The 23,663-nt window shown below is 44.7% G+C and carries 15 protein-coding genes and 1 pseudogene; 10 read left to right on the top strand and 6 right to left on the bottom strand.

Translation table 11 applies throughout. The annotated features are described in order from the left end of the window. Positions 1–28 precede the first annotated feature (28 nt). The 4 genes from leuD to leuA form a co-directional block, all read right to left on the bottom strand. On the bottom strand, positions 29–631 hold the full coding sequence (gene leuD / locus OCV20_RS14770; RefSeq protein ID WP_017061388.1) for a 3-isopropylmalate dehydratase small subunit: 603 nt from the start codon (positions 629–631) through the stop codon (positions 29–31). 14 nt (positions 632–645) lie between these two features. Then, the gene (leuC, locus tag OCV20_RS14765; RefSeq protein ID WP_086773814.1) at positions 646–2,058 is read right to left on the bottom strand and encodes a 3-isopropylmalate dehydratase large subunit; all 1,413 of its coding nucleotides are present in this window, start codon (positions 2,056–2,058) and stop codon (positions 646–648) included. Between the two features lie 117 nt (positions 2,059–2,175). Then, positions 2,176–3,267 (bottom strand): 3-isopropylmalate dehydrogenase, encoded by a 1,092-nt coding sequence (gene leuB / locus OCV20_RS14760; RefSeq protein WP_017061390.1) that lies wholly within the window; start codon positions 3,265–3,267, stop codon positions 2,176–2,178. Between the two features lie 97 nt (positions 3,268–3,364). Next, entirely contained in the window at positions 3,365–4,912 is a 1,548-nt protein-coding gene (gene leuA / locus OCV20_RS14755; RefSeq protein ID WP_019826902.1) for a 2-isopropylmalate synthase, read from the bottom strand. A gap of 568 nt (positions 4,913–5,480) precedes the next feature. Here leuA and OCV20_RS14750 point away from each other — a divergent pair. The 10 genes and pseudogenes from OCV20_RS14750 (at position 5,481) to OCV20_RS14705 (ending at position 20,536) form a co-directional block, all read left to right on the top strand. Beyond that, positions 5,481–6,140, top strand: coding sequence for a TetR/AcrR family transcriptional regulator (locus tag OCV20_RS14750; protein WP_048609655.1), 660 nt, complete (start codon positions 5,481–5,483; stop codon positions 6,138–6,140). Then, positions 6,140–7,477: an efflux RND transporter periplasmic adaptor subunit gene (locus tag OCV20_RS14745; RefSeq protein ID WP_050654179.1), complete on the top strand. Its 1,338-nt coding sequence runs from the start codon at positions 6,140–6,142 to the stop codon at positions 7,475–7,477. Before OCV20_RS14750 ends, OCV20_RS14745 begins: the two co-directional genes overlap by 1 nt. Next, positions 7,474–10,581: an efflux RND transporter permease subunit gene (locus OCV20_RS14740; RefSeq protein ID WP_086773812.1), complete on the top strand. Its 3,108-nt coding sequence runs from the start codon at positions 7,474–7,476 to the stop codon at positions 10,579–10,581. Before OCV20_RS14745 ends, OCV20_RS14740 begins: the two co-directional genes overlap by 4 nt. A gap of 312 nt (positions 10,582–10,893) precedes the next feature. After that, positions 10,894–11,418, top strand: coding sequence for a phosphatase PAP2 family protein (locus tag OCV20_RS14735; RefSeq protein WP_086773810.1), 525 nt, complete (start codon positions 10,894–10,896; stop codon positions 11,416–11,418). Positions 11,419–11,472: 54 nt separating this feature from the next. Further along, a pseudogene (locus OCV20_RS14730) lies at positions 11,473–12,527 on the top strand (MJ1255/VC2487 family glycosyltransferase). A gap of 346 nt (positions 12,528–12,873) precedes the next feature. Beyond that, entirely contained in the window at positions 12,874–13,833 is a 960-nt protein-coding gene (leuO, locus tag OCV20_RS14725; RefSeq protein WP_019826889.1) for a transcriptional regulator LeuO, read from the top strand. A 201-nt stretch (positions 13,834–14,034) separates the two neighbouring features. Then, positions 14,035–15,843, top strand: coding sequence for an AMP-dependent synthetase/ligase (locus tag OCV20_RS14720; RefSeq protein ID WP_017062927.1), 1,809 nt, complete (start codon positions 14,035–14,037; stop codon positions 15,841–15,843). A gap of 460 nt (positions 15,844–16,303) precedes the next feature. Then, complete coding sequence (locus OCV20_RS14715) at positions 16,304–18,043, top strand: acetolactate synthase 3 large subunit (protein ID WP_086773808.1); 1,740 nt, start codon at positions 16,304–16,306, stop codon at positions 18,041–18,043. Between the two features lies 1 nt (position 18,044). Then, entirely contained in the window at positions 18,045–18,539 is a 495-nt protein-coding gene (gene ilvN, locus OCV20_RS14710) for an acetolactate synthase small subunit (RefSeq protein ID WP_008219984.1), read from the top strand. Positions 18,540–18,652: 113 nt separating this feature from the next. Next, positions 18,653–20,536 carry a sensor domain-containing diguanylate cyclase gene (locus OCV20_RS14705; RefSeq protein ID WP_050646335.1) on the top strand — a complete coding sequence of 628 codons (1,884 nt, stop codon included), beginning with the start codon at positions 18,653–18,655 and terminating at the stop codon, positions 20,534–20,536. A 583-nt stretch (positions 20,537–21,119) separates the two neighbouring features. On the opposite strand, the gene OCV20_RS14700 is transcribed toward OCV20_RS14705, so the two are convergent. Together OCV20_RS14700 and pykF are read right to left on the bottom strand one after the other, a co-directional pair. After that, positions 21,120–21,743, bottom strand: coding sequence for a GntR family transcriptional regulator (locus OCV20_RS14700; protein WP_029405749.1), 624 nt, complete (start codon positions 21,741–21,743; stop codon positions 21,120–21,122). A 224-nt stretch (positions 21,744–21,967) separates the two neighbouring features. Further along, a complete protein-coding gene (gene pykF, locus OCV20_RS14695; RefSeq protein WP_017061403.1) occupies positions 21,968–23,380 on the bottom strand; it encodes a pyruvate kinase PykF in 1,413 nt (470 codons plus the stop codon). Between the last annotated feature and the right edge of the window lie 283 nt (positions 23,381–23,663).

Here is a 23,663-nt window from a genome sequence, read left to right as displayed (position 1 = left end):
ACCTTTGGATTTATTCAGAAACGTCTCATTATTTTAGGAAGCTAGGAATCTTAGCTTCAAACTCTGAAATCTTATCGGCGTGTTGAAGTGTAAGGCCGATATTATCTAAACCATTCAGTAAGCAGTGACGACGGAACTCATCAATTTCAAACGAGTACTCTTTACCGTTCGCGCTAACTTTCATCGCTTCTAGATCAACCGTGATTTCTGCTCCTTCATTCGCTTCAACGAATTGGAATAGCTCGTCCACTTCTTGCTCAGTCAATCGAACTGGCACCATTTGGTTGTTGATCGAGTTACCATAGAAAATGTCGGCAAAGCTTGGTGCGATCATTACTTGGATACCATAATCGGCAAGCGCCCAAGGTGCGTGTTCACGAGATGAACCACAACCGAAGTTTTCACGAGCTAGAAGAATTGAAGCGCCTTGGTAGCGTGCTTCGTTCATTACAAACTCAGGGTTTGGTTGTTGGCCTGCATCGTCGAGGAAGCGCCAATCGTGGAACAAATGTTTACCAAAACCGATGCGGTTTACTTTCTGTAGAAACTGCTTTGGAATGATCGCATCAGTATCGATGTTGGCCGTATCTAGAGGAACGACTAATCCGGTGTGTTGTTGAAAACCTGACATGTTAAATCCTCTAATTAAAGTTCACGAATATCGACAAAGTGACCAGCGATTGCCGCTGCGGCTGCCATTGCTGGGCTAACTAGGTGCGTACGACCATCACGGCCTTGGCGACCTTCAAAGTTACGGTTTGATGTAGAAGCACAGCGCTCTTGTGGACCAAGACGGTCGTTGTTCATTGCAAGACACATAGAACAGCCCGGTAGGCGCCATTCAAAGCCTGCTTCGATGAAGATCTTATCTAGGCCTTCAGCTTCAGCTTGTGCTTTAACTTGCTCTGAACCCGGAACGATAAGCGCTTGAACGTGTTTCGCTACTTGACGGCCTTTCGCTACCGCTGCTGCTGCACGCATGTCTTCGATACGAGAGTTAGTACAAGAACCCACGAACACTTTATCTACGTTGTAATCAGATAGAGATTTACCTGCTTCAAGGCCCATGTAAGCCAGCGCTTTTTCTGCAGATGCTTTTTCTACAGGGTCAGCGAAGCTTTCAGGTGCTGGGATTGGTGTGTCTACCGAGATAACCTGACCTGGGTTTGTGCCCCAAGTAACTTGTGGTTTGATGTCTGCAGCTTCTAATGTAACAACCGCATCGAATTCAGCATCAGCATCGGTTTTCAATGTGTCCCAGTATTCAATTGCCGCTTCTAGGTCTTCGCCTTGTGGAGAGAACTTACGACCTTTGATGTACTCGTATGTCGTTGCATCAGGGGCAATTAAACCCGCTTTAGCACCTAGCTCGATTGCCATGTTACATACCGTCATACGACCTTCCATCGTAAGGTCGGTAATTACCTCACCACAGAATTCAACCACATAGCCAGTACCGCCAGCGGCCGTTGTTTTACCGATGATCGCTAGCACGATGTCTTTTGCAGTGATGCCTGGAGCAACCTTGCCTTTTACTTCGATCTTCATCGTTTTAGCACGAGCTTGTTTTAGTGTTTGAGTTGCTAGAACGTGCTCAACTTCTGAAGTACCGATACCGAATGCTAGTGAACCAAATGCACCGTGTGTAGCCGTGTGCGAGTCACCACATACGATGGTCATGCCCGGTAGCGTAATACCTAGCTCAGGACCCATTACGTGCACAATACCTTGGTATTTGTGGTTTAGATCGTAAAGCGTGACACCAAACTCTTCACAGTTCTTCGATAGCGTTTCCATTTGGATACGAGCCATCTCGCCAGAAGCGTTGATGTCTTTAGTTTGTGTCGATACGTTGTGATCCATCGTCGCAAAAGTTTTGCCTACTTGGCGAACTTTACGGCCTTTTTCACGCAGACCATCAAAGGCTTGTGGCGACGTTACTTCGTGGACTAAGTGACGATCGATATAAAGAATTGGCGTTTCGCCTTTCGCTGCAACCGCAACGTGAGCGTCATAAACTTTTTCGTATAAGGTTTTTGCTTGCTGGTTTGTCGACATAGCTTTTCTTCCTTGGGAGCATCAGTCCCAGTGTTTGTTTCGAGCCAAGTCATGCGGTTTACGCTGACTTGGCTTGATATTATTCTTATGTACTTGCTTCTAATCGGAGCATTTAGCTTATGAAGCTAAGATGTACTCAGCGATCTTGTCACCCATTTCAGAGGTGGTCAGTGCTTGGTTCTTGCCTGCAAGGTCTGCCGTTAGCTCGCCTGCAGAAAGTGCTTTAGAAACCGCTGCTTCGATGTCTTGTGCTGCTGCTTCTTCGCCTAGGCTGTAACGAAGCATTAGTGCTGCAGAAAGAATTTGTGCGACTGGGTTCGCAATGTTCTTACCTGCGATATCTGGTGCGCTGCCACCTGCTGGTTCGTATAGGCCGAAGTTGCTTTCGTTTAAGCTTGCAGAAGGAAGCATACCCATAGAGCCTGTGATCATTGCGCATTCATCAGAGATGATGTCACCAAAGATGTTTGAACATAGCATTACGTCAAACTGAGATGGGTCTTTGATTAGCTGCATGGTCGCGTTGTCGATGTACATGTGGTTTAGCGTGACATCTGGGTAATCTTTTGCGATCTCTTCAACCACTTCACGCCATAAGATAGAGCTCTGCAGAACGTTTGCTTTGTCGATTGAGTAAACGTTTTTGTTACGTAGACGTGCAGATTCAAACGCAATCTTTGCAATACGTTCGATTTCGTAACGGTGGTAAACCTCGGTATCAAAAGCTTTTTCCGTTGCGCCTTCGCCTTCACGACCTTTAGGTTGGCCGAAGTAGATGCCGCCAGTTAGTTCACGAACTACAACGATGTCGAAGCCGTTACCTGAGATGTCAGCACGCAAAGGAGAGAAAGACTCTAAACCTTTGTGGATTTGTGCTGGACGTAGGTTACAGAACAGTTGGAAGTGTTTACGTAGAGGAAGCAGGGCACCACGCTCTGGTTGATCGTTTGGTGGAAGGTGTTCCCACTTAGGGCCGCCAACCGAGCCAAATAGTACTGCGTCAGATTCTTCACAGCCTGTTACTGTCGCTTCTGGAAGTGGACAGCCGTGGTTATCAATTGCGATACCACCAACATCATACTCTTCACGAGAAAAGCTAATCGCGTGCTTCTTTTCAATCGCGTCTAGCACTTTGTGTGCTTGCTGCATTACTTCTGGGCCAATGCCATCACCAGGTAGTACGGCAATCTTGTATGATTTATCAGTCATGTTAATCCTTTAATTCTTGTTACTGAGCTCTTTCGCTCGTTTTAAATTTTGTCCCTAAAGCCAACAACATCGGCTCTAGGGCTCTGTTATTGGGTGTTTAAACTGTTGCGATTCTTTGCTGTTTCATTTCAGCAATGGTGTCTGCGCGTTGAATGCTATTAATAACGTGCAGTAGCGCCTGACCTGAGGCTTCAACGATATCGGTTGAAACGCCCGTACCGTGGTACTTGCGGCCTTTATAGTTAGCAATGATATCAGCTTGGCCTAAGCCATCTTCGCCTTCACCTTTTGCGGTAAGGTCGAATTTATCCAATGCAATTTCGTAACCCGTTAAGCGGTAGATACATTGGTATAAAGCATCAACCGGGCCGTTACCGACAGCCGCTTCGCATTTCTCTTCGTCACCACATTGCAGCTTAATGCTGGTGGTAGACATAACACTACCAGATTGTACGCTTAGGTAGTTAAGTTTATAGAAGTCATCTTCGTCACGTAGATTTGCGAAGTGCATTAGTGCTTCTAGGTCGTAATCGAACACTTGGCCTTTACGGTCAGCAAGCTTCAAGAAGTCTTCGTACAATGAATCTAGGTTGTACTCATTGTCTTTGTAGCCCATTGCGTCCATGTGGCTCTTAACGGCTGCACGACCACTGCGGCTGGTTAGATTCAATGCTTTGTTTTTCAAGCCAATAGACTCAGGTGTCATGATCTCGTAAGTGTTCTTGTTCTTAAGCATGCCGTCTTGGTGGATACCTGAAGAGTGGCTGAATGCGTTAGCACCTACGATTGCTTTGTTGTCTTGAATTGGCATATGGCAAAGCTGGCTAACCAACTTACTGGTACGGTGAATCTCTTTGTGGTCCAAACCGGTATGAACACCTAATAGCTCTTGACGAGTTTTGATGATCATTGCGATTTCTTCTAAAGAACAGTTACCCGCACGCTCACCAATACCATTGATTGTGCCTTCAATTTGTCGAGCACCTGCTTGAACGGCAGCAATTGAGTTAGCAACCGACATGCCTAAGTCATCGTGACAGTGAACAGAGATGATCGCTTGATCGATGTTTGGTACGCGATCAAATAGCGTTTGGATAATGCCACCAAATTCATTCGGTACAGTGTAGCCTACGGTGTCTGGAATGTTGATGGTTTTTGCGCCAGCGTTGATAGCGGCTTCAACCATACGACATAGGTTGTCGATAGGTGTACGACCGGCATCTTCACAAGAGAACTCAACATCATCGGTATAGTTACGCGCATGCTTTACCGCTTTCACTGCCATCTCGACAACATCGTCGTAGCTGCGGCGTAATTTGTCTTGTACGTGAACCGTCGATGTAGAAATAAAGGTATGAATACGGAACTGGTCAGCCACTTTTAGTGCTTCGGCAGCGGCATCGATATCTTTTGCAACGGCACGAGAAAGCGCACAGATGCGGCTATCTTTAATATTTTTTGCGATGGTTTGTACTGATTCGAAATCGCCTGGTGATGACACAGGGAAACCCGCTTCAATAACATCTACACCCAGTCGTTCAAGTGCATAAGCGATCTGTAATTTCTCTTTTACCGTAAGGCTTGCTGCCAACGCTTGCTCGCCATCACGTAAGGTCGTGTCAAAAATTATCACTTGATCGTTCATGGGTGCTTCCTTATATCGATAATGAATCGATTGCTATCCAAATTATTATTAAGAATGATGTTCTTTTAAAAGTGCCAGTTACAAAAAAACCCGCTCAGCGCGGGTTTTAATATTTGTGTAGTTCTTGACCCACAACTTACCCGCGCGATTGGTTCACGATAAGGAGAAGTTTCAGCAGTCGAGAAGAAGAAAAAATCATTACACAAATATCCGTAAATAAACTGTTAACACCATATTTACCGCAATTTATTCTGAGCGTCAAACAAGAAAATCCAATATCAGCGTGCATTGGCGACGTTTTGGTTTGGTTTGTGCTGTTTTGTATGGCTTTATTGGCTAAATCATCTGATTGGTGGTTTTGTATTGGGGGGTTAGTTTATCGTTTGGCTTATGTGTAGGTTAAAACTTTGTAGTAAATCTTTTTGATGGAACGATTCACCAAAAAAATCACAAGCGTGACCAAATTAATTAATCACTTGATTAAATAGTGAGTAATTAATCTTCTACTGTTACGCCTGTTTATCTCTATAATTAATCAGATGATTAATTATAGAGATGGATTTTTGCCATGACGGCACGAAAAGCGGGGCGACCTCAAAAGAACTTAGATGTTCGACAGTTATTGATTGAGCATGCTCGTGATCTGTTTGTCGTTCAGCCATACGACAAGGTCTCGACGCGCCTGATTGCTGAGCGTGCGGGTGTGAACATTGCGATGATCCGCTATTACTTTGGCAGTAAGGCCGGGCTGTTTGAAGCGATGCTGCGTGAAACGCTACGACCTATGCAATTGCAGATGCAGAGATTGGTTGAAGAAAGCAGTCATGAGAACTTTCTTGATTTAATGCGGACTTATTACAAAGAGATGGTCAAGGTGCCGAAGTTTCCTCGCTTGATAGCCCAAGTGATGAATATGCCTCCCTCTGAAGTGCAAAGAGAGTTGCTCGAAAAGGTTTTCCTCGATGTTGCCAAGCCAGCCCAAGATGTCATTTTTGAAAAGTTGGTTGAACAAGGCATCTTAAAACAGAACATGGATCCAAAATTGTGCCGTGTTTCGTATGTAAGCTTGATGGTGTTTCCTTTCATCGCTCCGCCGCCTTTATTGGCAATCCATGGGATTGAGATTAATGAAGAATTTCTTAATCGTTTAATCGAACACAACATTCAACTGATGACTGAAGGCTTTATTAACGCACCGAGCCCTTCTTCCGTGCAGGACCAAAGATAATGAAAATAAATAAAAAACTACTCTTCTTTCCAGCACTTGCGGTTGGTGTTATTGGCCTCGTCGCCGCGATTAACTTGAAGCCGGATCTTCCAACCAAACCTGCGGGTGATAGAGCCCGCTTAGTTGATACAGTGAGCCTAGAGCAACAACTGATAGCACCGTTAGCGGTTGGCTTTGGCAAAGTGGTGCCTAAAGTCGAATGGAAAGCGATTGCTGAGGTGACAGGCCAAATAGTCTATCGACATCCAGATCTTGAAAAAGGCCAGGTGATCCCTGCAGGAACGGTCGTGCTCAAGGTTGATCCATTGGATTACGAATTGAAGCTGATACAAGCAGAGGCGGATCTAAAATCAAGCCAAACCTCATTAGCGAAATTGAATCAAGAAGAAGACAACCTGAATCAGACTCTTAAGATCGAAAAGAATCGCTTGGTGATCAGCAATAAAGAGCTACAGCGGAAACAGGATCTGCGTAAGAAAGGGCTGACTTCTCAGTCTGATGTCGACCTGCAACAACAAAGCGCATTGTCTCAACAGAAGCTAGTGTTGGATATCGCGAACCAAATCGCGTTAATGCCAGATGAAAAACGCGTCGCGGAAGCGGTGATTAAGGTCAACGTATCTAAAGTGAAAGAGGCGCAACGCTCTCTCGATAAGACCACCATCACTTTGCCAAGAGCGATGCGAATTGCTCAGGTTGATATTGAACAAAATCAAGTGGTTAATCTTCAACAAGAGATGTTTATTGCTCACGGGATTAATGTCATGGAAGTGGAGGCGCAACTTTCTATTCACGATATGCAAACTTTAGCCTCCAGCTTTAACCAGTTTCCTCGCGATGCTGCAGGGATCCCTAATCCTTATGAAGCGCCGATCAAAGCAAGCATTCAACTTAACAGCGGCAACTTGAACCTTAGCTGGCCTGCGAAGGTGGCAAGAATCAGCGAAACGGTTGATGAAAACCAAGCGACGGCGGGGATTATTCTCGAGATCGCTCAAGATTACTCACAATTGCAACCAGACAGCGCAACGCCTTTGGTTAACGGTATGTTTGTCAAAGCTGAGATTGAGGGTGTCGCGAATCTAAGTTGGGTGGTTCCAGAGCGAGCACTGCATGGTGATAAGGTTTACTTGATGGATGACAATCAGCGTCTGCAAGTGATTAATGTTGAAGTGCTTTATCGCAGAGACAATCAAGTGGTTGTGAGTGGCGAGCTACAAGCTGGAGATAAACTGGTTCTCAATGATGTCCTGCCAGCAATCGAAGGCATGTTATTGAGAGAGTCCAACTCTGAAGAGGCTGAGCTTGAGTCTGATACTCAGGAGAGTGCGTCATGATCAAGTTTTTCTCTCGGCACCCAACAGCAGCAAACTTGTTGATGCTTGGGTTGTTGATCTTGGGTATAAGCTCACTATCAACCATCAAACGTGAAACCTTCCCTGCTTACGATCCGCCTTACATCATGGCTGCGATTGTCTATCCCGGCGCTTCTCCACAAGAAGTGGAAGAGAGCTTGTGTGTGCGAATGGAAGATGCAGTAGACGGCTTAGCCAACATTGAAGAAACTCAGTGTGAAGCGATCGAAGGCAGCGCCCGTTTAATTCTCAAGTTAAATGAGAAAGCGGACATCGGCCGAATGCTGGTGGATGTGCAAACCCAGATCAACTCGATCAATGACTTCCCAACTGAGATTGAATCGCCTGTTGTTCAAGAGCTAGATTGGAATGAACCGGTTGTTGATATCGCTATAACAGCCGAAACGTCTTGGCCGGAACTTAAGGCCTACGCGGAAGATCTTAAGCGTACCATGAAGCTTGATTACGATGTCTCTTTGGTCGAGGTCAGCGGTTTCTCTGATCATCAATATCGAGTGGAGTTGGATACCCAGGCAATTCGTCAGCTGGGCTTGAGTGTCGGTGATATCGCAGATCAAATTGGTCGACAGAATGTAAAACTGCCGAGCGGCAACGTTGAAACACCAGACAAAAACTTCCTGATTCGTTTCGACGAGAGACGAATTACGCCTGTTGAACTGGAAAGCATCGTGGTTGGCTCTGCGCCTAATGGCTCGGTGATCCGTTTGAGAGACATAGCCAAAATAACCGACCGCTTTGAGCTTGATGAACAAAAGGTGTTATTTGATGGCAAGCCTTCGGCGCTGCTTAAGATCAGTAAGAACAAAGAAGACGATGCGCTGCGAATCAAAGAGAACGTAACACGATTCGTTGAAGATCAAAGTGCGATTGCTCCTAATGGCGTGACACTACAAATGACCAACGATCTCTCTTCTGTACTTTGGGATCGTCTAACCATGATGGTGAGCAATGGTTGGCAAGGTATTGTGCTGGTGTTCGCAACTATGTGGCTGTTCTTCAGCTTACGTTATTCATTTTGGGTGGCGGCAGGGTTGCCGGTGGCCTTCCTTGGTGGCTTGTTCTTAATGGCCAACCTTGGTTTGTCGATCAACATTATGTCGCTGGTCGGGTTGTTGATGGCAATCGGTATTATGATGGATGACGCCATCGTGATCGCCGAGTCGATAGCGTCCCATTTAGACCGGGGGCAGAATGTTGATGATGCGGTGTACAACGGCGTTAAGAAAGTGCTTCCCGGAGTACTGTCTTCTTTCCTAACCACGGTGTGTATTTTCGGTAGCTTACTGTTTCTTGATGGTGAGATGGGCGCGGTGCTTAAGGCCGTTCCTCAAGTCTTGATTTTGGTGCTGTCGTTGAGCTTGATTGAAGCCTTCCTGATTCTACCTAATCACCTATCTCATTCATTACACAAAGAAAAAAATGACAAGCCAGCACTGCGCTTTAAAGTGGTGTTGCTTGAGAAGTTTGAGAACTTTCGTAATACCACTTTGATGAACATGGTTGAGAAAGTCGTGACGTTCCGCTACGCCTTTATGGGCGGAGTGGTTACGCTGTTGTTACTTTCGGTCGCCTTGATTGCTGGTGGCGTTGTTAAGTTTCAACCTTTCCCTGAGCTGGATGGTGATATTGCCGAGGCGCGTATTATTCTTCCGCCGGGTGCATCACTGTCTCAAACCGAAAAAGTAGTCGACAAAATCGTCGCGTCTGCTGAGCGTTTGAACAAGCAATGGAGCGAAGAGGTTGAAGAGGGCAATACACTGGTCGAGCATATCACTAGCCAATTCAATGCTAACGCCGATGCCAATGAATCTGGCCCACACTTAGCCACAGTGCGTTTAGATTTACGCGGAGCAGAGAGCCGTAATACGGTTATCGATGATTTCATTGATGCGTGGCGTGAAGATATTGGCGATTTAGCGGATCCTATTTCATTGGTGTTCAAGCAACCTACCATGGGGCCGGGCGGTCGTGCTATTGAAATCCGCGCCAAACACGATGACCTGAGCGCGTTGAAATCTGCTTCTTTGGATATTCAGGAGTACCTCAATCAGTTTGATGGTGTGCACGGCGTGCTTGATGACATGCGAATGGGTAAGGAAGAGATTTTAGTCAAGCTGCGCCCTGGAGCCGAAACCTACAATGTTAATGGGCAGATGATTGCATCTCAGTTACGAGCGGCTTTCTTTGGGCAAACGGCGGACGAGATTCAAATCGGTGTTGAGAATATCTCGATTGAAGTGCGTCTTGATAAGGAGCAAGCGGGCGACATACAGCAGCTGGCTAACTTCCCAATTATTACCGCAGATGGCAGTCAGATCCCGCTAGCAACGTTGGCGACACTAGATTTCCAACGTAACTACGTGCGAATTCAACGTATTGATGGACTGAGAACCATCAGTATCTTTGGTGATATTGATAATAAGAAAGCGAGTTCATCCGCGATTTTGGCTCAGTTCCAAAAAGATGAAGCAGCCAAACTTATTCAGAAGTACCCGGGTTTACGCTTTGATTTCGAAGGGGAAGCCAAGGATGCAGCCAAGACGGGCGCTTCGATGGGCAAAGGGTTCTTGCTTGGCTTATTCGGTGTATTTGCGATTCTTAGCTATCAGTTTAGAAGCTACTTAGAACCTGTGGTCGTGATGTTGGCCATTCCACTCGCCTTTATTGGGGTGGTCGTTGGTCACTGGATACTTGGCCATTCTTTGAGTATGCCAAGCATGATGGGCTTTGTGTCGCTTGCCGGGATTGTGGTTAATGATTCCATCTTGTTGGTGCAGTACATTCGTCACCATGTCGATGAGGGAGATAGCGTGCATGACTCGGTGGTGAAAGCCAGTCGCGAGCGTTTCCGAGCGGTATTCTTGACCTCAATGACGACAGCGGCAGGTTTGCTACCGCTATTGACGGAAACCAGCTTACAGGCACAGGTTATCCAGCCATTGGTTATTTCGATCGTATTCGGCATATTTGCCTCGACCTTACTGGTGCTGTTTATGATCCCAGCGGCCTACGCGATCTTGGCGGATTTCGGTTTGGTGAAAAAGCACGAGCCATTAGCGCTATAGCCTTTAGTACTTAATTATTTGCGAGCTCTACTATTATTAGCGAGCTCTATTATCATTAGCGATCGCTATAACCATTAACACGATAGAAGTAGCGTTTGCTTGCTTATATAAAGAAGTGAAAACATAGAAGAATAAAGCGGCCTTGGGTCGCTTTATTTTTATCGGCCGCGTCTATCGCCATCCTGACTTGATCCATTGACCTGCCTATCAAGCATGGGAAATTTCATTTTAGTTCATTCAAAACGTCACTTAACTGTCATTTGTTGGGCATAACTTGAGCCTTAACTGAATAAGGATTGTTAAGGAGATCGTATGCGTACTATCGAACCTATTGTCCGCTGGGATGTGGCATTTTCTGTTTTCTGTTTAAACAACCGCTATGGTGGGCAACATGCAACGCTCAGTAAAGCCGTGTCTCATACTGGAGATGGACACCTTTATGTTTTGATTGCCTTGATTGCGCTGCTGGCCGATAGCAACACCGGTCGAGACTTTCTATTGGTGGGCTTAACCGCCTTCGCAATCGAGTTACCTATTTACTGGTTTGCTAAAAACACCCTCAAGCGCCGCAGACCAGCTGAATTCTCTTCACTGCTTCACTCTCATATTGTGCCATCCGATAAATACAGCCTGCCTTCAGGGCATTCCGCTGCGGCTTTTGTTATGGCGACCTTAATTGGACATTTCTATCCGAGCTTGTACCTCTTTAGCTTGGTATGGGCAACTGCGATTGCAGGCTCTCGAATCTTGCTCGGTGTGCACTTTTTAACGGATGTACTGATTGGCGCAGCCTTGGGCGTCGCTTGTACCAGCCTCGCTATCAGCTTCATCCTGTAATTATTTTGTTGGCAACCACTGCCGAGCTTAAGTGGTAAATTTAAAGGAACATGCATGAAAATTTTATATGGCGTACAAGGCACAGGAAATGGGCACATCGCTCGAGCGAGAGCAATGGCCGTCGCTTTTCGTCAGCACAATATAGATGTCGACTTTCTGTTCTCTGGGAGAGATGAGAGCAAATACTTCTCGATGGAAGCGTTTGGCAATTATCAGACCCGCAGCGGCTTAACTTTTTACAGCGAGCAGGGGCAGGTTAAATACGGCAAAACATTCATGAAGAACAACATCTGGCGATTTCTCCGTGAGATTAACCAGATCGATCTTACGCCTTATGACTTAGTGATTAATGATTTTGAGCCTGTCACTGCATGGGCGGCTAAGAGACAAGGTGTGCCATGTATTGGGATAAGCCATCAGAATGCGTTTCGTTATGATGTACCTAAAGAAGGAGGTAACTGGATTGAACATTCAGTGATTCAACATTTCGCCCCAACCGAGCACTCTATTGGCTTGCACTGGTATCACTTTGAACAACCGATTTTGCCGCCTATCGTTCACACGCTGATTGGTGAGCAACAAACCAAAACAGCACAAGACTTTACGTTGGTCTATTTGCCATTTGAGGATCTTGAGTCGATCTCAGAGCTGCTGATGAAGTTCATTTCGCACAACTTTGTCTGTTACCATCCGGATGTGATTGAGCACAGCCGAGTCGAAAATATTGAGTTCAAACCACTCAGTCATGAGGGCTTTCAATTCGACCTCAATCAGTGCTCTGGTGTGGTCGCAAATGGCGGCTTTGAATTGCCATCTGAAGCCCTAACTTTGGGGAAGAAATTGCTTCTCAAACCACTCGAAGGGCAGTTCGAACAACAGAGCAATGTGGCGACGCTAGAGGCTCTTGGATTAGCTCAAACCATGACCTTTTAGATGCGGCTATCTTGCGTGCTTGGCTCAGTGAAAAACAGGCTGAAGTGGTCACCTATCCAGACGTGGCAAGTGCACTCGTTGAGTGGGTATTAGCGGGGAATTGGTCTAATCAAGATGACTTAAGAAAGCAACTTTGGGACAAGGTAGACTTTCCAAGTTATGCATCGCTCACCTAACTCATAAGTGTTATTTCTGAATTAGCTGGTCAACTAATTCATCGGTTCAATAAATTGTAACAATTGTAACCAAAAGATAGAACAGCTAAATAAGTCGAAATCAAACTCATAAGTTACGCTTTTTATATTTTTTTATAACTCTATAAATTACTGATTTTTAGATGTTATTTAATCATTAAGATAAAATAAAATTATTCTTTATCAATCTTGTTGGTAGCTCGAGATGTATTGGTTAATAGTAATGTCAATCCGAAAAACATCGGTCTGATAAATATAAGAATTAGTGGTTATCTATTCTCATACCATTACCAATTTAACGCTGTCGAACCGACAAGAGGCAACTTGAATGTTAGATAAAAAAGACGCAATGAGTGCTATTGCAAGCTACAGAATGGAAAGCACACTTCGTGGAGTCGACTTAAATCTTTTGACTGTATTTGATGCAGTTATGCAAGAGCAAAACATTACACGTGCAGCTCACAATCTGGGTATGTCTCAGCCTGCTGTAAGTAACGCTGTTGCTCGTCTAAAAGTGATGTTTAACGACGAACTATTCATGCGTCAAGGTCGTGGTATTCAACCGACTCAACGTGCTCGTCAGTTGTTTGGTCCAATCCGTCAAGCGCTACAATTAGTACGCAATGAACTACCAAGTTCTGTGTTCTCTCCAGAGTCGTCTTCTCGCCTGTTCAAACTTGCGATTTGCAGCCCTTGTGACATGCGCTTTGCTCCTAAGATTATGTCGACAATCAACGACCAAGCACCGAGCGTTAAACTGCACATGGATGCTGAATTCGATCGTCAACTTTCTGAGCGTATGCGCTACCAAGAAATCGACTTCGTTATTGATTACGCTCGTTTTGATGAGCAAGGCTTCTCAAGCACTGAAATCTTCCAAGACGAATTAGTTGTGGTTGCTTCTGCTTCTCACCCACGTATCAACGGTGAAGTTTCTGCGGCAGAGCTGCTTAACGAAAAGCACGCAAAACTGTCTCGCATCCATGGTCAACGTAGCTTCTCTGAGCAAGCTTACCGTGACCTAGATTGCACGCCTTTCTACGAAGGTACGAGCTTAAGCAACGTTCTTTACGTTGTAGGTCAATCTGAACTAGTAACAATTGCTCCTCGTTGGATGGTAGAACATGCAGCAAACAAAGAGCAGCTTCAGATTCTAGATTTCCCATTCGATAATGCGGCGATTTCTGGCTTCCTAAGCTGGCACGAATCAAGTGAAAAGGATAAAGGACACATTTGGTTACGAGATCAGTTAATGATGATCTGTGGCGAAGTAGTGGCACTTAACTAGACACTAATCCCTATGATTTATAAGCCCTAAGCTAGGAGTCTGGCTTGGGGCTTTTTTATGCGCGCTATTTTAGTAGGTAGAAAACTTAGCGTTAGACGTACTATTACTGATAACTTTGAGCTTCATCAGTTGCCTTTTCCATGATCAGAGGTACACTTGTGCGCTCAAAAAAGCTTACAGGTGTAAGCCAAAGGTAAAGAGATGGCCAATTTAGATTTTCATATCGTAAAAAGACTTCGTGACCAAATTGCCCAAGGCGGCAACCGTACAGCTTTGAAGCACAAAGTAGACAATGTATGGCAAGGCATTAGCTGGGAACAGTTTGGACAACAAATCGATACGCTTTCATTAGCACTGTTGGCTCAAGGACTGAGAGTTCAGGATAAGATCGGTATCTATTCGAACAATATGCCTCAATGGACCGTGGCAGATTTTGCATCGTTACAAGCACGCCTTGTGACTGTGCCGATTTATCCAACGAACACAGCAGCACAGTCTTCTTACATCATCCAAAATGCAGATGTGAAGATCTTATTCGTTGGTGAGCAAGTTCAATTCGATGCGGCGGTTAGCCTGTTTGAAGAGTGCGAGCAGCTAGAAGTTGTTGTGGCTATGTCTGATGACATCGACCTGCAAGGACACAGCTTTGCTGTATCTTGGAATGACTTCATGGCGCGTGGCGTTGAAGCACAACAAGCTGAACTTGACGTGCGTCTTGCAGATGCAAGCATGGACGACTTACTAACTCTTATCTATACCTCTGGTACCACAGGTCAGCCAAAAGGCGTAATGCTTGATTACACCAATATTGGTTACCAGTTAGAAGGCCACGATGAGCGCCTTAGCCTAAGCAAAGATGATGTCTCATTGTGTTTCCTACCGTTATCACACGTATTTGAGCGTGCTTGGACGTTCTACGTTCTCTATAAAGGCGCAACCAACTGCTACCTGCAAGATACGATGCAAGTGCGTGATGCGCTAAGTGATGTGAAACCTACTGTAATGTGTGCGGTTCCACGCTTCTACGAGAAGATCTTCTCTGCGATTCACGAGAAGGTATCTAAAGCGCCATTTATTCGTAAAGTGCTATTTACTTGGGCGGTGAACATGGGAGCAAAGCTTTCAGTTTGTCACCAAGAAGGTCGTACGCCATCGTTGATGCTGAAGAAGAGCCATGCGCTAGCCGATAAGCTTGTGCTATCTAAACTGCGCGCTCTACTCGGCGGTAACATCAACTTCATGCCATGTGGTGGCGCGAAGCTTGATGAGACTATTGGTCGCTTCTTCCATGCTATCGGCATCAACGTAAAACTTGGCTACGGCATGACAGAAACCACAGCAACAGTATCTTGTTGGGATGACCGCTGTTTTAACCCTGATTCGATTGGTATGTCGATGCCGGGCGCAGAAGTAAAAATTGGTGCGAAGGACGAGATTCTTGTTCGTGGTCCAATGGTGATGCGCGGCTACTACAAGATGCCAGAAGAGACCGCTAAGACATTCGATGAGCACGGTTTCTTGAAAACCGGTGATGCGGGCCATTTTGATGAAAATGGTAACCTGTTCATTACCGATCGTATCAAAGAGCTGATGAAAACCTCTGGTGGTAAGTACATTGCACCGCAAGTGGTTGAAGGCGCGATTGGTAAAGATCACTTTATTGAACAGATTGCTGTTATCGCTGATACACGCAAATTCGTTTCTGCGCTGATTGTTCCTTGCTATGACTCGCTAGAAGAGTACGCCAAAGAGCTTAATATCAAGTATCACGATCGCGTTGAGCTTGTTAAGCATCACCAAATCGTCGAGATGCTAGAAAAGCGTGTGAATGACCTACAGCAAGAACTGGCTAAGTTTGAGCAAGTGAAGAAATTCAAACTGCTACCAAAAGCATTTTCTATGGATGATGGTGAACTGACACCAACTCAAAAATTGCGTCGTAAAGTTATCAACGATAAGTATCAAGACGAAATCGAAGAAATGTACAACGAAAAGCCTAAAGATAAGTAGTTTTCTGCTTAGATAAATTTTCAGTTGTTTAAAAATCCCCCTACGGATGTGATTGCATTTTTAGGGGGATTTTTTGTATCTAATGACACAGCACAATGTGCGAAAGCGCACACCATCAGGCTCGCTGTTTATCGATAAATAGTGATCTATTGAAATATTAAGTGCTTTTTTTCATCTATCATCCAGTGTTTAAAACTAGTTGTTAAGGTTGATTTAGGTTTTGTTTAATGCTTTGAGCTAATAGTTGGTTTTTTGGCACAGTTGCCGAATAACAGGTGTTAGACCAGATGATAATAAAGCGTTAAAGTTGTTTCGTATTACTGTTTGTTGTTATCACGACAGACAGCCATAGCCGAAAAAGTGGAAGTATTTCGAATTAGGCTACGAATAAGCCCTAGACTATGAAAAACCAGCCCAACATGTTCACCAAATATGATTGGAAACTGGTGAGGAGAGCAATATGACAACAAAACCTGAAACAGCAATGTTATCCGGCGCTGAGATGGTGGTGCAGTCTCTAATTGAAGAGGGTGTAGAACAAATCTTTGGTTACCCAGGTGGTTCTGTACTTGATATCTACGATGCGCTGCATGCTAAAACTGCTGAAATTAAACACGTATTAGTACGACACGAACAAGCCGCTACCCACATGGCAGATGGCTATACTCGTTCTACCGGTAAACCGGGTGTAGTACTTGTGTGCTCTGGTCCAGGTGCGACCAATACCGTTACTGGTATTGCAACCGCCTACATGGACTCAATCCCAATGATTGTTATTTCTGGTAACGTACCAAATAACCTTATTGGTAACGACGCCTTCCAAGAGTGTGACATTGTGGGTGTATCACGCCCGATCGTTAAACACAGCTTCTTAGTTAAGAAAGCGGAAGATATCCCTGAAGTCGTTAAAAAAGCATTCTATATTTCAACGACAGGACGTCCCGGTCCTGTGGTTATTGATCTGCCGAAAGACATCTTAAACCCACAAATCAAGCTTCCTTATGAATACCCAGAAACGATCAAAATGCGTTCGTATAACCCAACGGTTACGGGTCATAAAGGTCAGATCAAAAAGGCGCTAAAAGCCCTTCTTGAAGCGAAGAAGCCGGTACTTTATGTCGGTGGTGGTGCGGTTATTTCTGAGGCAGATAAGCCGCTGTTAAAATTAGCAGAGGCACTGAATTTACCTGTGGTAAGCACCCTAATGGGGCTTGGCGCTTTCCCTGGCACTCATAAGAACTCTTTGGGTATGTTAGGCATGCATGGTTTGTATGAAGCCAATATGGCGATGCACAATGCGGATTTGATCTTTGGTATTGGCGTACGTTTCGATGATCGAACGACCAATAACCTAGATAAGTACTGCCCTGATGCGAAGATCATGCACATTGATATCGACCCATCTTCGATCTCTAAGAACGTAAAAGTGGATCTACCGATTGTAGGTTCTGCTGAAAAAGTTCTAGAGAGCATGGTGAGCTTGCTCGTTGAGCAAGGCGGCACTAACGATGCAGAAGCGATTGAAAGCTGGTGGAGTGAAATCAAGCAGTGGCAAGAGCGTGACTGCCTAGCTTACGAGAAATCGTCTGAGCGCATCAAACCACAGCAAGTAATTGAAACGCTGCATAAAGTAACCAATGGCGATGCCTATGTTGCTTCTGATGTAGGTCAACACCAAATGTTTGCTGCTTTGTACTACCCGTTTAACAAGCCACGTCGTTGGATTAACTCTGGTGGTCTAGGTACGATGGGCTTTGGCCTACCTGCTGGTATGGGCGTTAAGTTTGCTAAACCAGATGAAGAAGTGGTTGTGGTAACCGGTGACGGCAGTATTCAAATGAATATCCAAGAGCTGTCGACTGCGCTGCAATACAATATTCCTGTTAAGATTATTAACCTTAACAACCGTTTCCTAGGCATGGTAAAACAGTGGCAAGACATTGTTTATCAAGGTCGTTACTCTAACTCATATATGGACTCTGTTCCTGATTTTGCTGCGATCGCTGAGGCTTATGGCCACGTTGGTATGCGTATTTCATCTCCGGATGAACTGGAATCAGGTTTGGAAAAAGCACTGGCGATGAAAGACCGTTTGGTATTTGTCGATATTAGTGTGGATGACACCGAGCACGTATACCCAATGCAAATCAAAGGCGAGGGTATGGATAACATGTGGCTAAGCAAAACGGAGAGAACATAATATGAGACACATTATTTCACTACTAATGGAAAACCAACCTGGTGCGCTTTCTCGTGTGGTTGGCTTGTTTTCTCAGCGTGGCTACAACATCGAGTCTTTGAACGTATCTCCAACCGATGATCCGACGCTGTCTCGTTTGAACGTCACTACTAACTCGAGCGAAATGCAGCTTGAGCAGATTCAGAAACAACTGCATAAGCTAATCGACGTACTTAAAGTACAAGAAGTGTCTGAGCTTGAGCACATTGAACGTGAGCTGTTGATGGTAAAAGTACGTGCGAGCGGCTTTGCTCGAGCAGAAGTGAAGCGCACAGCAGATATCTTCCGTGGTCAGATTGTTGATGTCACGGCTTCTCAATATACGGTTCAAATGGCGGGTACGAGCGAGAAACTGGATGCCTTCATTCAGGCGCTGTCTGAAGTGACGGAAGTGCTTGAAGTAGCTCGAAGTGGTGTTGTTGGCATTGCACGAGGCGAACGTGCGTTGAAAGCCTAGACGATAAGTCTTTAAAAAATAACTTTAAAGCCGCTTTTTTAAGCGGCTTTTATTTTGTTAATTTTTTAGAGTGCTATAATCCCGCGCTGCACTTCCATTCATCTGAGTTAGCAATGCGAAATAAAAAATCAATAATTACATTGCTGATTATCTCTATCATATTGTCCTCTGCAGTATGTCTGTATTATTTGCAGCGCTACAAAGAAGTAAAACAGCAGAGCTTTGACTACTCAGCTAAGCAAGCCGTTCATCAATTAGTGTATGCCAAGCGAGATTACGATCTTCTCAAGACTCAGTTAGTCTCGGTAATGGAGCTACTCAGTCATAGCCAGAGCTTGGTTAACTTTGCTTCCTCTCCCTCAGACCAAACCAAACATCTACTTGAAGAGGTCTGGCAATCTGTTCTAGTCAACCAGAAGTGGTATACACAAATCCATCTGTTAGATGTCACTGGTAAAGAATTGGTGCGCGTGAACTACTCCTCTGATACCGGTAGAGTGACGTTTCCTCAACAACTGCAAGATAGGTCGGATTCTAACTACTTCCAATACGCTCAAAAACTAGAAGCCGAACAGATTGGCGGTTGGGGTATTGAGCTTGAAACAGAGCATGGTGAAGTCACCTTCCCGTATTCGCCGGTAATCCGTGTCTTTACCCCCGTAGAAACCCCTGACGAAAGAGTAGGCTATCTCGTCATCAATCTCGATGTATGGGGCTTATCGTCGCGTCTGAGCTTTTCACCTGATAACGATCTTCGAGCAGAAGTTCTCAATGACGCGGGCTACTTCATCGCGAGTAACAACAGCGGTAAATTGTTCGGAGACTCTATTCCTGAAAGAAAAGGTTACAATCTGAAAAATATCGCGCCTAAAACGTGGGATGCGATCTCCAATGATCAGGTGGGACACGTTTTTGAAGATGGTAATTTGTTTGCCTTTAATACGGTTATGCTCGCGAACAGTCAAAAGGTCCATTTACTGATTCAACTTAATCAAAAGCAACTGATGGATCGGGCTGAGCGTGATCTAGATGATTTGGCCCATGAAGAGATCATTGTTCTGATTACGGTGTTGATATTCGCTTTCCCGTTTGCTTACCTGGTGACGCACTACCGACGCCGAAGCCTAGAAAGTAAATTGGCACGCGCCGCATTGAATGGTATGTCGGCAGTGATGATCTCTGACAAGCAGCACCGCACAATGATGATCAATAACGAATTTGAGAACATGACTGGGTACTGCAAAAAACAAGTGATCGGTCAGAATGCATTGCAGTTGCTGCTTGAGAATACCGACCAAGTACTCTCAAGCTCGGCTATCTGGAGTCATTTAGAGCAAGAAGAAGTATGGGAAGGGGAGGTTCAGTGTAAGAACAAGCTGCGTATTCCTTTTACTGCGATCATGCGAGTGCATGCGGTCAAAAACAATTCAGGCAAAGTCAGCTACTACATCACCTCGTTGGTTGATATTTCCGTGAGGAAGGAGCTTGAGGTGCGTTTGAGGATCTTGAGTGAACGTGACTCTTTGAGCAACCTCTGGAACCGACGAAAGTTCGAAGAGCAGTTGGCCTACTATTCTCGCTTGGTTGAGCGTTACCCGAACGAAGCGACCACGTGCTTAGCCTTAGTCGACATCGATAACTTCAAGCGAATCAATGATGAACTTGGCCATGACGAAGGCGACCGTGTGATCGCTGGTGTTGCTAAGCTTCTGCAAGACAGCCTTCGTGGGACGGACTTTGTTGCACGTGTTGGAGGAGAAGAGTTTGCACTCTTGATGCCACACACCTCACTACCAGAAGCAAAGCGCGTATTGGATCGCTTACGAATCGAGATTGAGCTAGCCGCCGGAACTAAGGTAACGGTGAGTGTTGGCTTTACGGATTTAACCAGTAACAGCACTCGTTCATACAAGTGTGCGGATGTTGCGCTTTACGAATCTAAATCGTCTGGTCGTAATACGGTCTCTATGTGTCCTAGCTATGATGATGTCGCTTAGGTTCGCCTCTATCTAGTCCTGTCTTCTATTTGCTTCACCTCTTCAAGTCGCGCCCCGACTCCTTTTTCCTTCCCCTCTTTTTATTAGGAATCTCACTTTTGAGCGACCTGTGTCACAAAATCTATACAGTTAGACTAAAGTCTAATGTTGGTGAAAATTTGAGCTAAAATGAACAGTAAGTAAACTACTTTGCTTCAGATTACATCGTGTTAAACGATGCAATAAATAGAGTGTTTACCAGATATAAAAGGATGACACCGTTAACTTAATTCAGCTGGTTAGCTAGCCTTATCAATAACTTGAAAGGCAGCAGTAGAATTAGGTTAGCTGGAGCAAGAGTTTGGGGATCATACAGTCTGGTTAAAAGAGGCGTGGTATGTTTGTCGATTTTTTAGTGAGGTTAACCATAGGCACATTAGCCATTCTTGGCTTTCAGCTTAGTGCATTGTATTTTTTACCTATGGTTGTGCTGCTCAATACTCATCACAAAGAGTTTTTTGGGTGGTAGTTCAGTCGTGGTACTGGAAACAAAAAAACGGAGCCGTTGGGCTCCGTTTTTATTTGGTTAGAATCTATCTTGGCATTATGCCGCTTCGATAACTTCTTCAATTCGTTTCATTGAACCTAGTAAGTGTTGATCAAGCAGTTCTGTTGCTTGTTCTACATTCTTAGAGAGTACTAGTTTCATGATCATTTCGTGCTCATCAATATTGAACAGATCATCAGATGCGCTTTCTGCAGACATAGCGAGGAAGCGGTAACGTTTCACTTGGTTGATTAGGTCATCAAAGAACTTAAACATGTTCTCTGAATCTGCCCCTTCAAGCAGTGCGACATGGAATTGCTGGTGGCGCTCTTCCCATTCAACACAATCAAACTCTTCAGATACGTACTGTACTCGTGACAGCTTATGGTAAGACGTTAGTACATCCAGTTCCCAGCTCTCATCACCCGCTGAAATCGCTTTTTTAAGCAGAACCGATGATACAACACGAAGGCTTTCGTATAGGTCATTCAGTTCTTTCTTTGATACAGGAGATACCCAGCAGCCTTTTTGTGGCTCTAGCTTTACGTATTTGCTCCAAGATAACTGTACCAAGGCTTCGCGAATAGGGGATGCGCCAACGTTGTAGCGTGCTTTTAGATCAGCAACAACGAGCTTTTGGCCTGGGGTTAACTCACCATTAAGAATATCTTGGCGAATCATCTTTGATACTTTGTCAGTGAGCGTAGGACTAGACATTACAAACCTCATCTATATATGATTTCTAGTCTGCTAATCCGTCTCTTAGAAAGAGCCAATTGGAAGTTAACAGTACGTAGTTCTATTGTGATTGATAATACAGCGTACTGAAAAGTTAGGCAAGATTTTGTTTCATAAAAAAAGAGGGCCGAAGCCCTCTTTTATATTTTATGCGAATCGGTTCATTCTTATAGAACGTGAACAGATGCTGTGTTTGTAGTACCAGAAGCTACTAGAGCACCAGAAACCATAACTACGATATCGCCTTTGTTACCTAGGCCTGATTGTAGAGCGATTTCTTTACCGTTGATGTAGAACGCGTCTGTGTTCTCGATAGAGTCAACAAGAACTGGCTTAACACCTTTAGTAAGAACTAGCTGTGCAGCTGTCTTTTCGTTAGTTGTTAGAGCAAGGATGTTTGCAGTTGGGAAGTACTTACGTACTGAACGTGCAGACTTACCGCCTTCAGTTGCAACAACGATTAGAGGAGCAGCTAGCTTCTCTGCTGTGTCTACAGCGCCTTTACATACTGCTTCAGTGATGCGTAGACGTGGGCTGTCTAGACGAGAACCTAGCTCAGCTTTAAGAGCTGAATCAGTACGGTTCGCGATTTGAGCCATGATAGTAACAGCTTCAACTGGGTACTTACCTTTAGCTGTTTCACCAGAAAGCATTACTGCATCAGTACCATCCATGATTGCGTTCGCAACGTCACCCGCTTCTGCACGAGTTGGACGTGGGTTGCTGATCATAGAGTCAAGCATTTGAGTTGCAGTGATAACCATCTTACGTGCACGGTTACACTTCTCGATCATCATCTTCTGAGCGAAGATTACTTCTTCAGCTGGGATTTCAACACCTAGGTCACCACGAGCAACCATGATGCCGTCAGAAGCTTCAAGGATTGAATCGAAGTTATCTACACCTTCTTGGTTTTCAATCTTAGAAATGATGTGGATGTTCTCGCCGCCGTTAGCGTTTAGAAGCTCACGGATTTCTTTAACGTCTTCTTCTTTACGGATGAAAGAAGCAGCAACGAAATCTACGCCTTGCTCACAACCAAACTTAAGGTCAGCTTTGTCTTTCTCAGAAAGAGCTGGAAGTTGAACAGAAACGCCAGGAAGGTTAACACCTTTGTTTTCGCCTAGAGCACCGTTGTTAAGAACTTTACACTTAACTTCAGTTTCTGTTGTTGCGATAACTTCCATTTCGATTAGGCCGTCATCAACAAGGATAGTGTTACCCGCTGTTAGGTCTTTAGCGAAACCTAGGTAAGTTACTGCTACTACGTCTTTGTTACCAACAACTGTTGCGTCAGTTGTGAAAGTGAACTCTTGACCAGCTACTAGATCTACGTCGTTACCATCTTCAAGTTTGATAGTACGGATTTCTGGACCTTTAGTATCTAGAAGGATAGCAAGTTGCTCACCTTTGTTTTCCATTACTTTACGGAAGTTCGCGATACGAGTGCCGTGCTCTGCGAAATCACCGTGAGAGAAGTTAAGACGCATAACGTTCATGCCAGCATCTACTAATTCAGTTAGCTTCTCTACAGATTCAGTTTTAGGGCCAATCGTACATACGATTTTGGTCTTTTTCATGGAAGGTACTCTCCGGTAAGTATTGTTACAATTTGAAATTTATTTAAGTTCTGAAGATTGGTCCGCTACATCAACATTTTGTGCCTGTTGTGTAAAAGCGCGGGACTTCCAATATGTCCTTCAGAGTTGTAAGTCTTTCATCAATTTTAGTCATTTTATGACTAAAAGATTTTGATTCAACATCGGTTTTCTGTGACTTACCCCACTATATAGGGGGTAGGTTGCAAAAAAATAACAGTCAGTTTTGTAATTTTTTTTCTTTTCGGGTGCGGATTCTACCACC

This window comes from Vibrio coralliirubri (assembly GCF_024347375.1).
GTDB classification, from domain to species: Bacteria; Pseudomonadota; Gammaproteobacteria; order Enterobacterales; family Vibrionaceae; genus Vibrio; species Vibrio coralliirubri.
The sequence above is the reverse complement of the archived record's forward strand: the minus strand, read 5'-3'. Positions and strand labels throughout refer to the sequence as shown.

What these genes read in the sequence shown, in the direction of transcription:
- leuD (WP_017061388.1), bottom strand. Translation starts at nt 631, where the DNA reads ATGTCAGGTTTTCAACAACACACCGGATTAGTCGTTCCTCTAGATACG.
- leuC (WP_086773814.1), bottom strand. Translation starts at nt 2,058, where the DNA reads ATGTCGACAAACCAGCAAGCAAAAACCTTATACGAAAAAGTTTATGAC.
- leuB (WP_017061390.1), bottom strand. Translation starts at nt 3,267, where the DNA reads ATGACTGATAAATCATACAAGATTGCCGTACTACCTGGTGATGGCATT.
- leuA (WP_019826902.1), bottom strand. Translation starts at nt 4,912, where the DNA reads ATGAACGATCAAGTGATAATTTTTGACACGACCTTACGTGATGGCGAG.
- OCV20_RS14750 (WP_048609655.1), top strand. Translation starts at nt 5,481, where the DNA reads ATGACGGCACGAAAAGCGGGGCGACCTCAAAAGAACTTAGATGTTCGA.
- OCV20_RS14745 (WP_050654179.1), top strand. Translation starts at nt 6,140, where the DNA reads ATGAAAATAAATAAAAAACTACTCTTCTTTCCAGCACTTGCGGTTGGT.
- OCV20_RS14740 (WP_086773812.1), top strand. Translation starts at nt 7,474, where the DNA reads ATGATCAAGTTTTTCTCTCGGCACCCAACAGCAGCAAACTTGTTGATG.
- OCV20_RS14735 (WP_086773810.1), top strand. Translation starts at nt 10,894, where the DNA reads ATGCGTACTATCGAACCTATTGTCCGCTGGGATGTGGCATTTTCTGTT.
- leuO (WP_019826889.1), top strand. Translation starts at nt 12,874, where the DNA reads ATGTTAGATAAAAAAGACGCAATGAGTGCTATTGCAAGCTACAGAATG.
- OCV20_RS14720 (WP_017062927.1), top strand. Translation starts at nt 14,035, where the DNA reads ATGGCCAATTTAGATTTTCATATCGTAAAAAGACTTCGTGACCAAATT.
- OCV20_RS14715 (WP_086773808.1), top strand. Translation starts at nt 16,304, where the DNA reads ATGACAACAAAACCTGAAACAGCAATGTTATCCGGCGCTGAGATGGTG.
- ilvN (WP_008219984.1), top strand. Translation starts at nt 18,045, where the DNA reads ATGAGACACATTATTTCACTACTAATGGAAAACCAACCTGGTGCGCTT.
- OCV20_RS14705 (WP_050646335.1), top strand. Translation starts at nt 18,653, where the DNA reads ATGCGAAATAAAAAATCAATAATTACATTGCTGATTATCTCTATCATA.
- OCV20_RS14700 (WP_029405749.1), bottom strand. Translation starts at nt 21,743, where the DNA reads ATGATTCGCCAAGATATTCTTAATGGTGAGTTAACCCCAGGCCAAAAG.
- pykF (WP_017061403.1), bottom strand. Translation starts at nt 23,380, where the DNA reads ATGAAAAAGACCAAAATCGTATGTACGATTGGCCCTAAAACTGAATCT.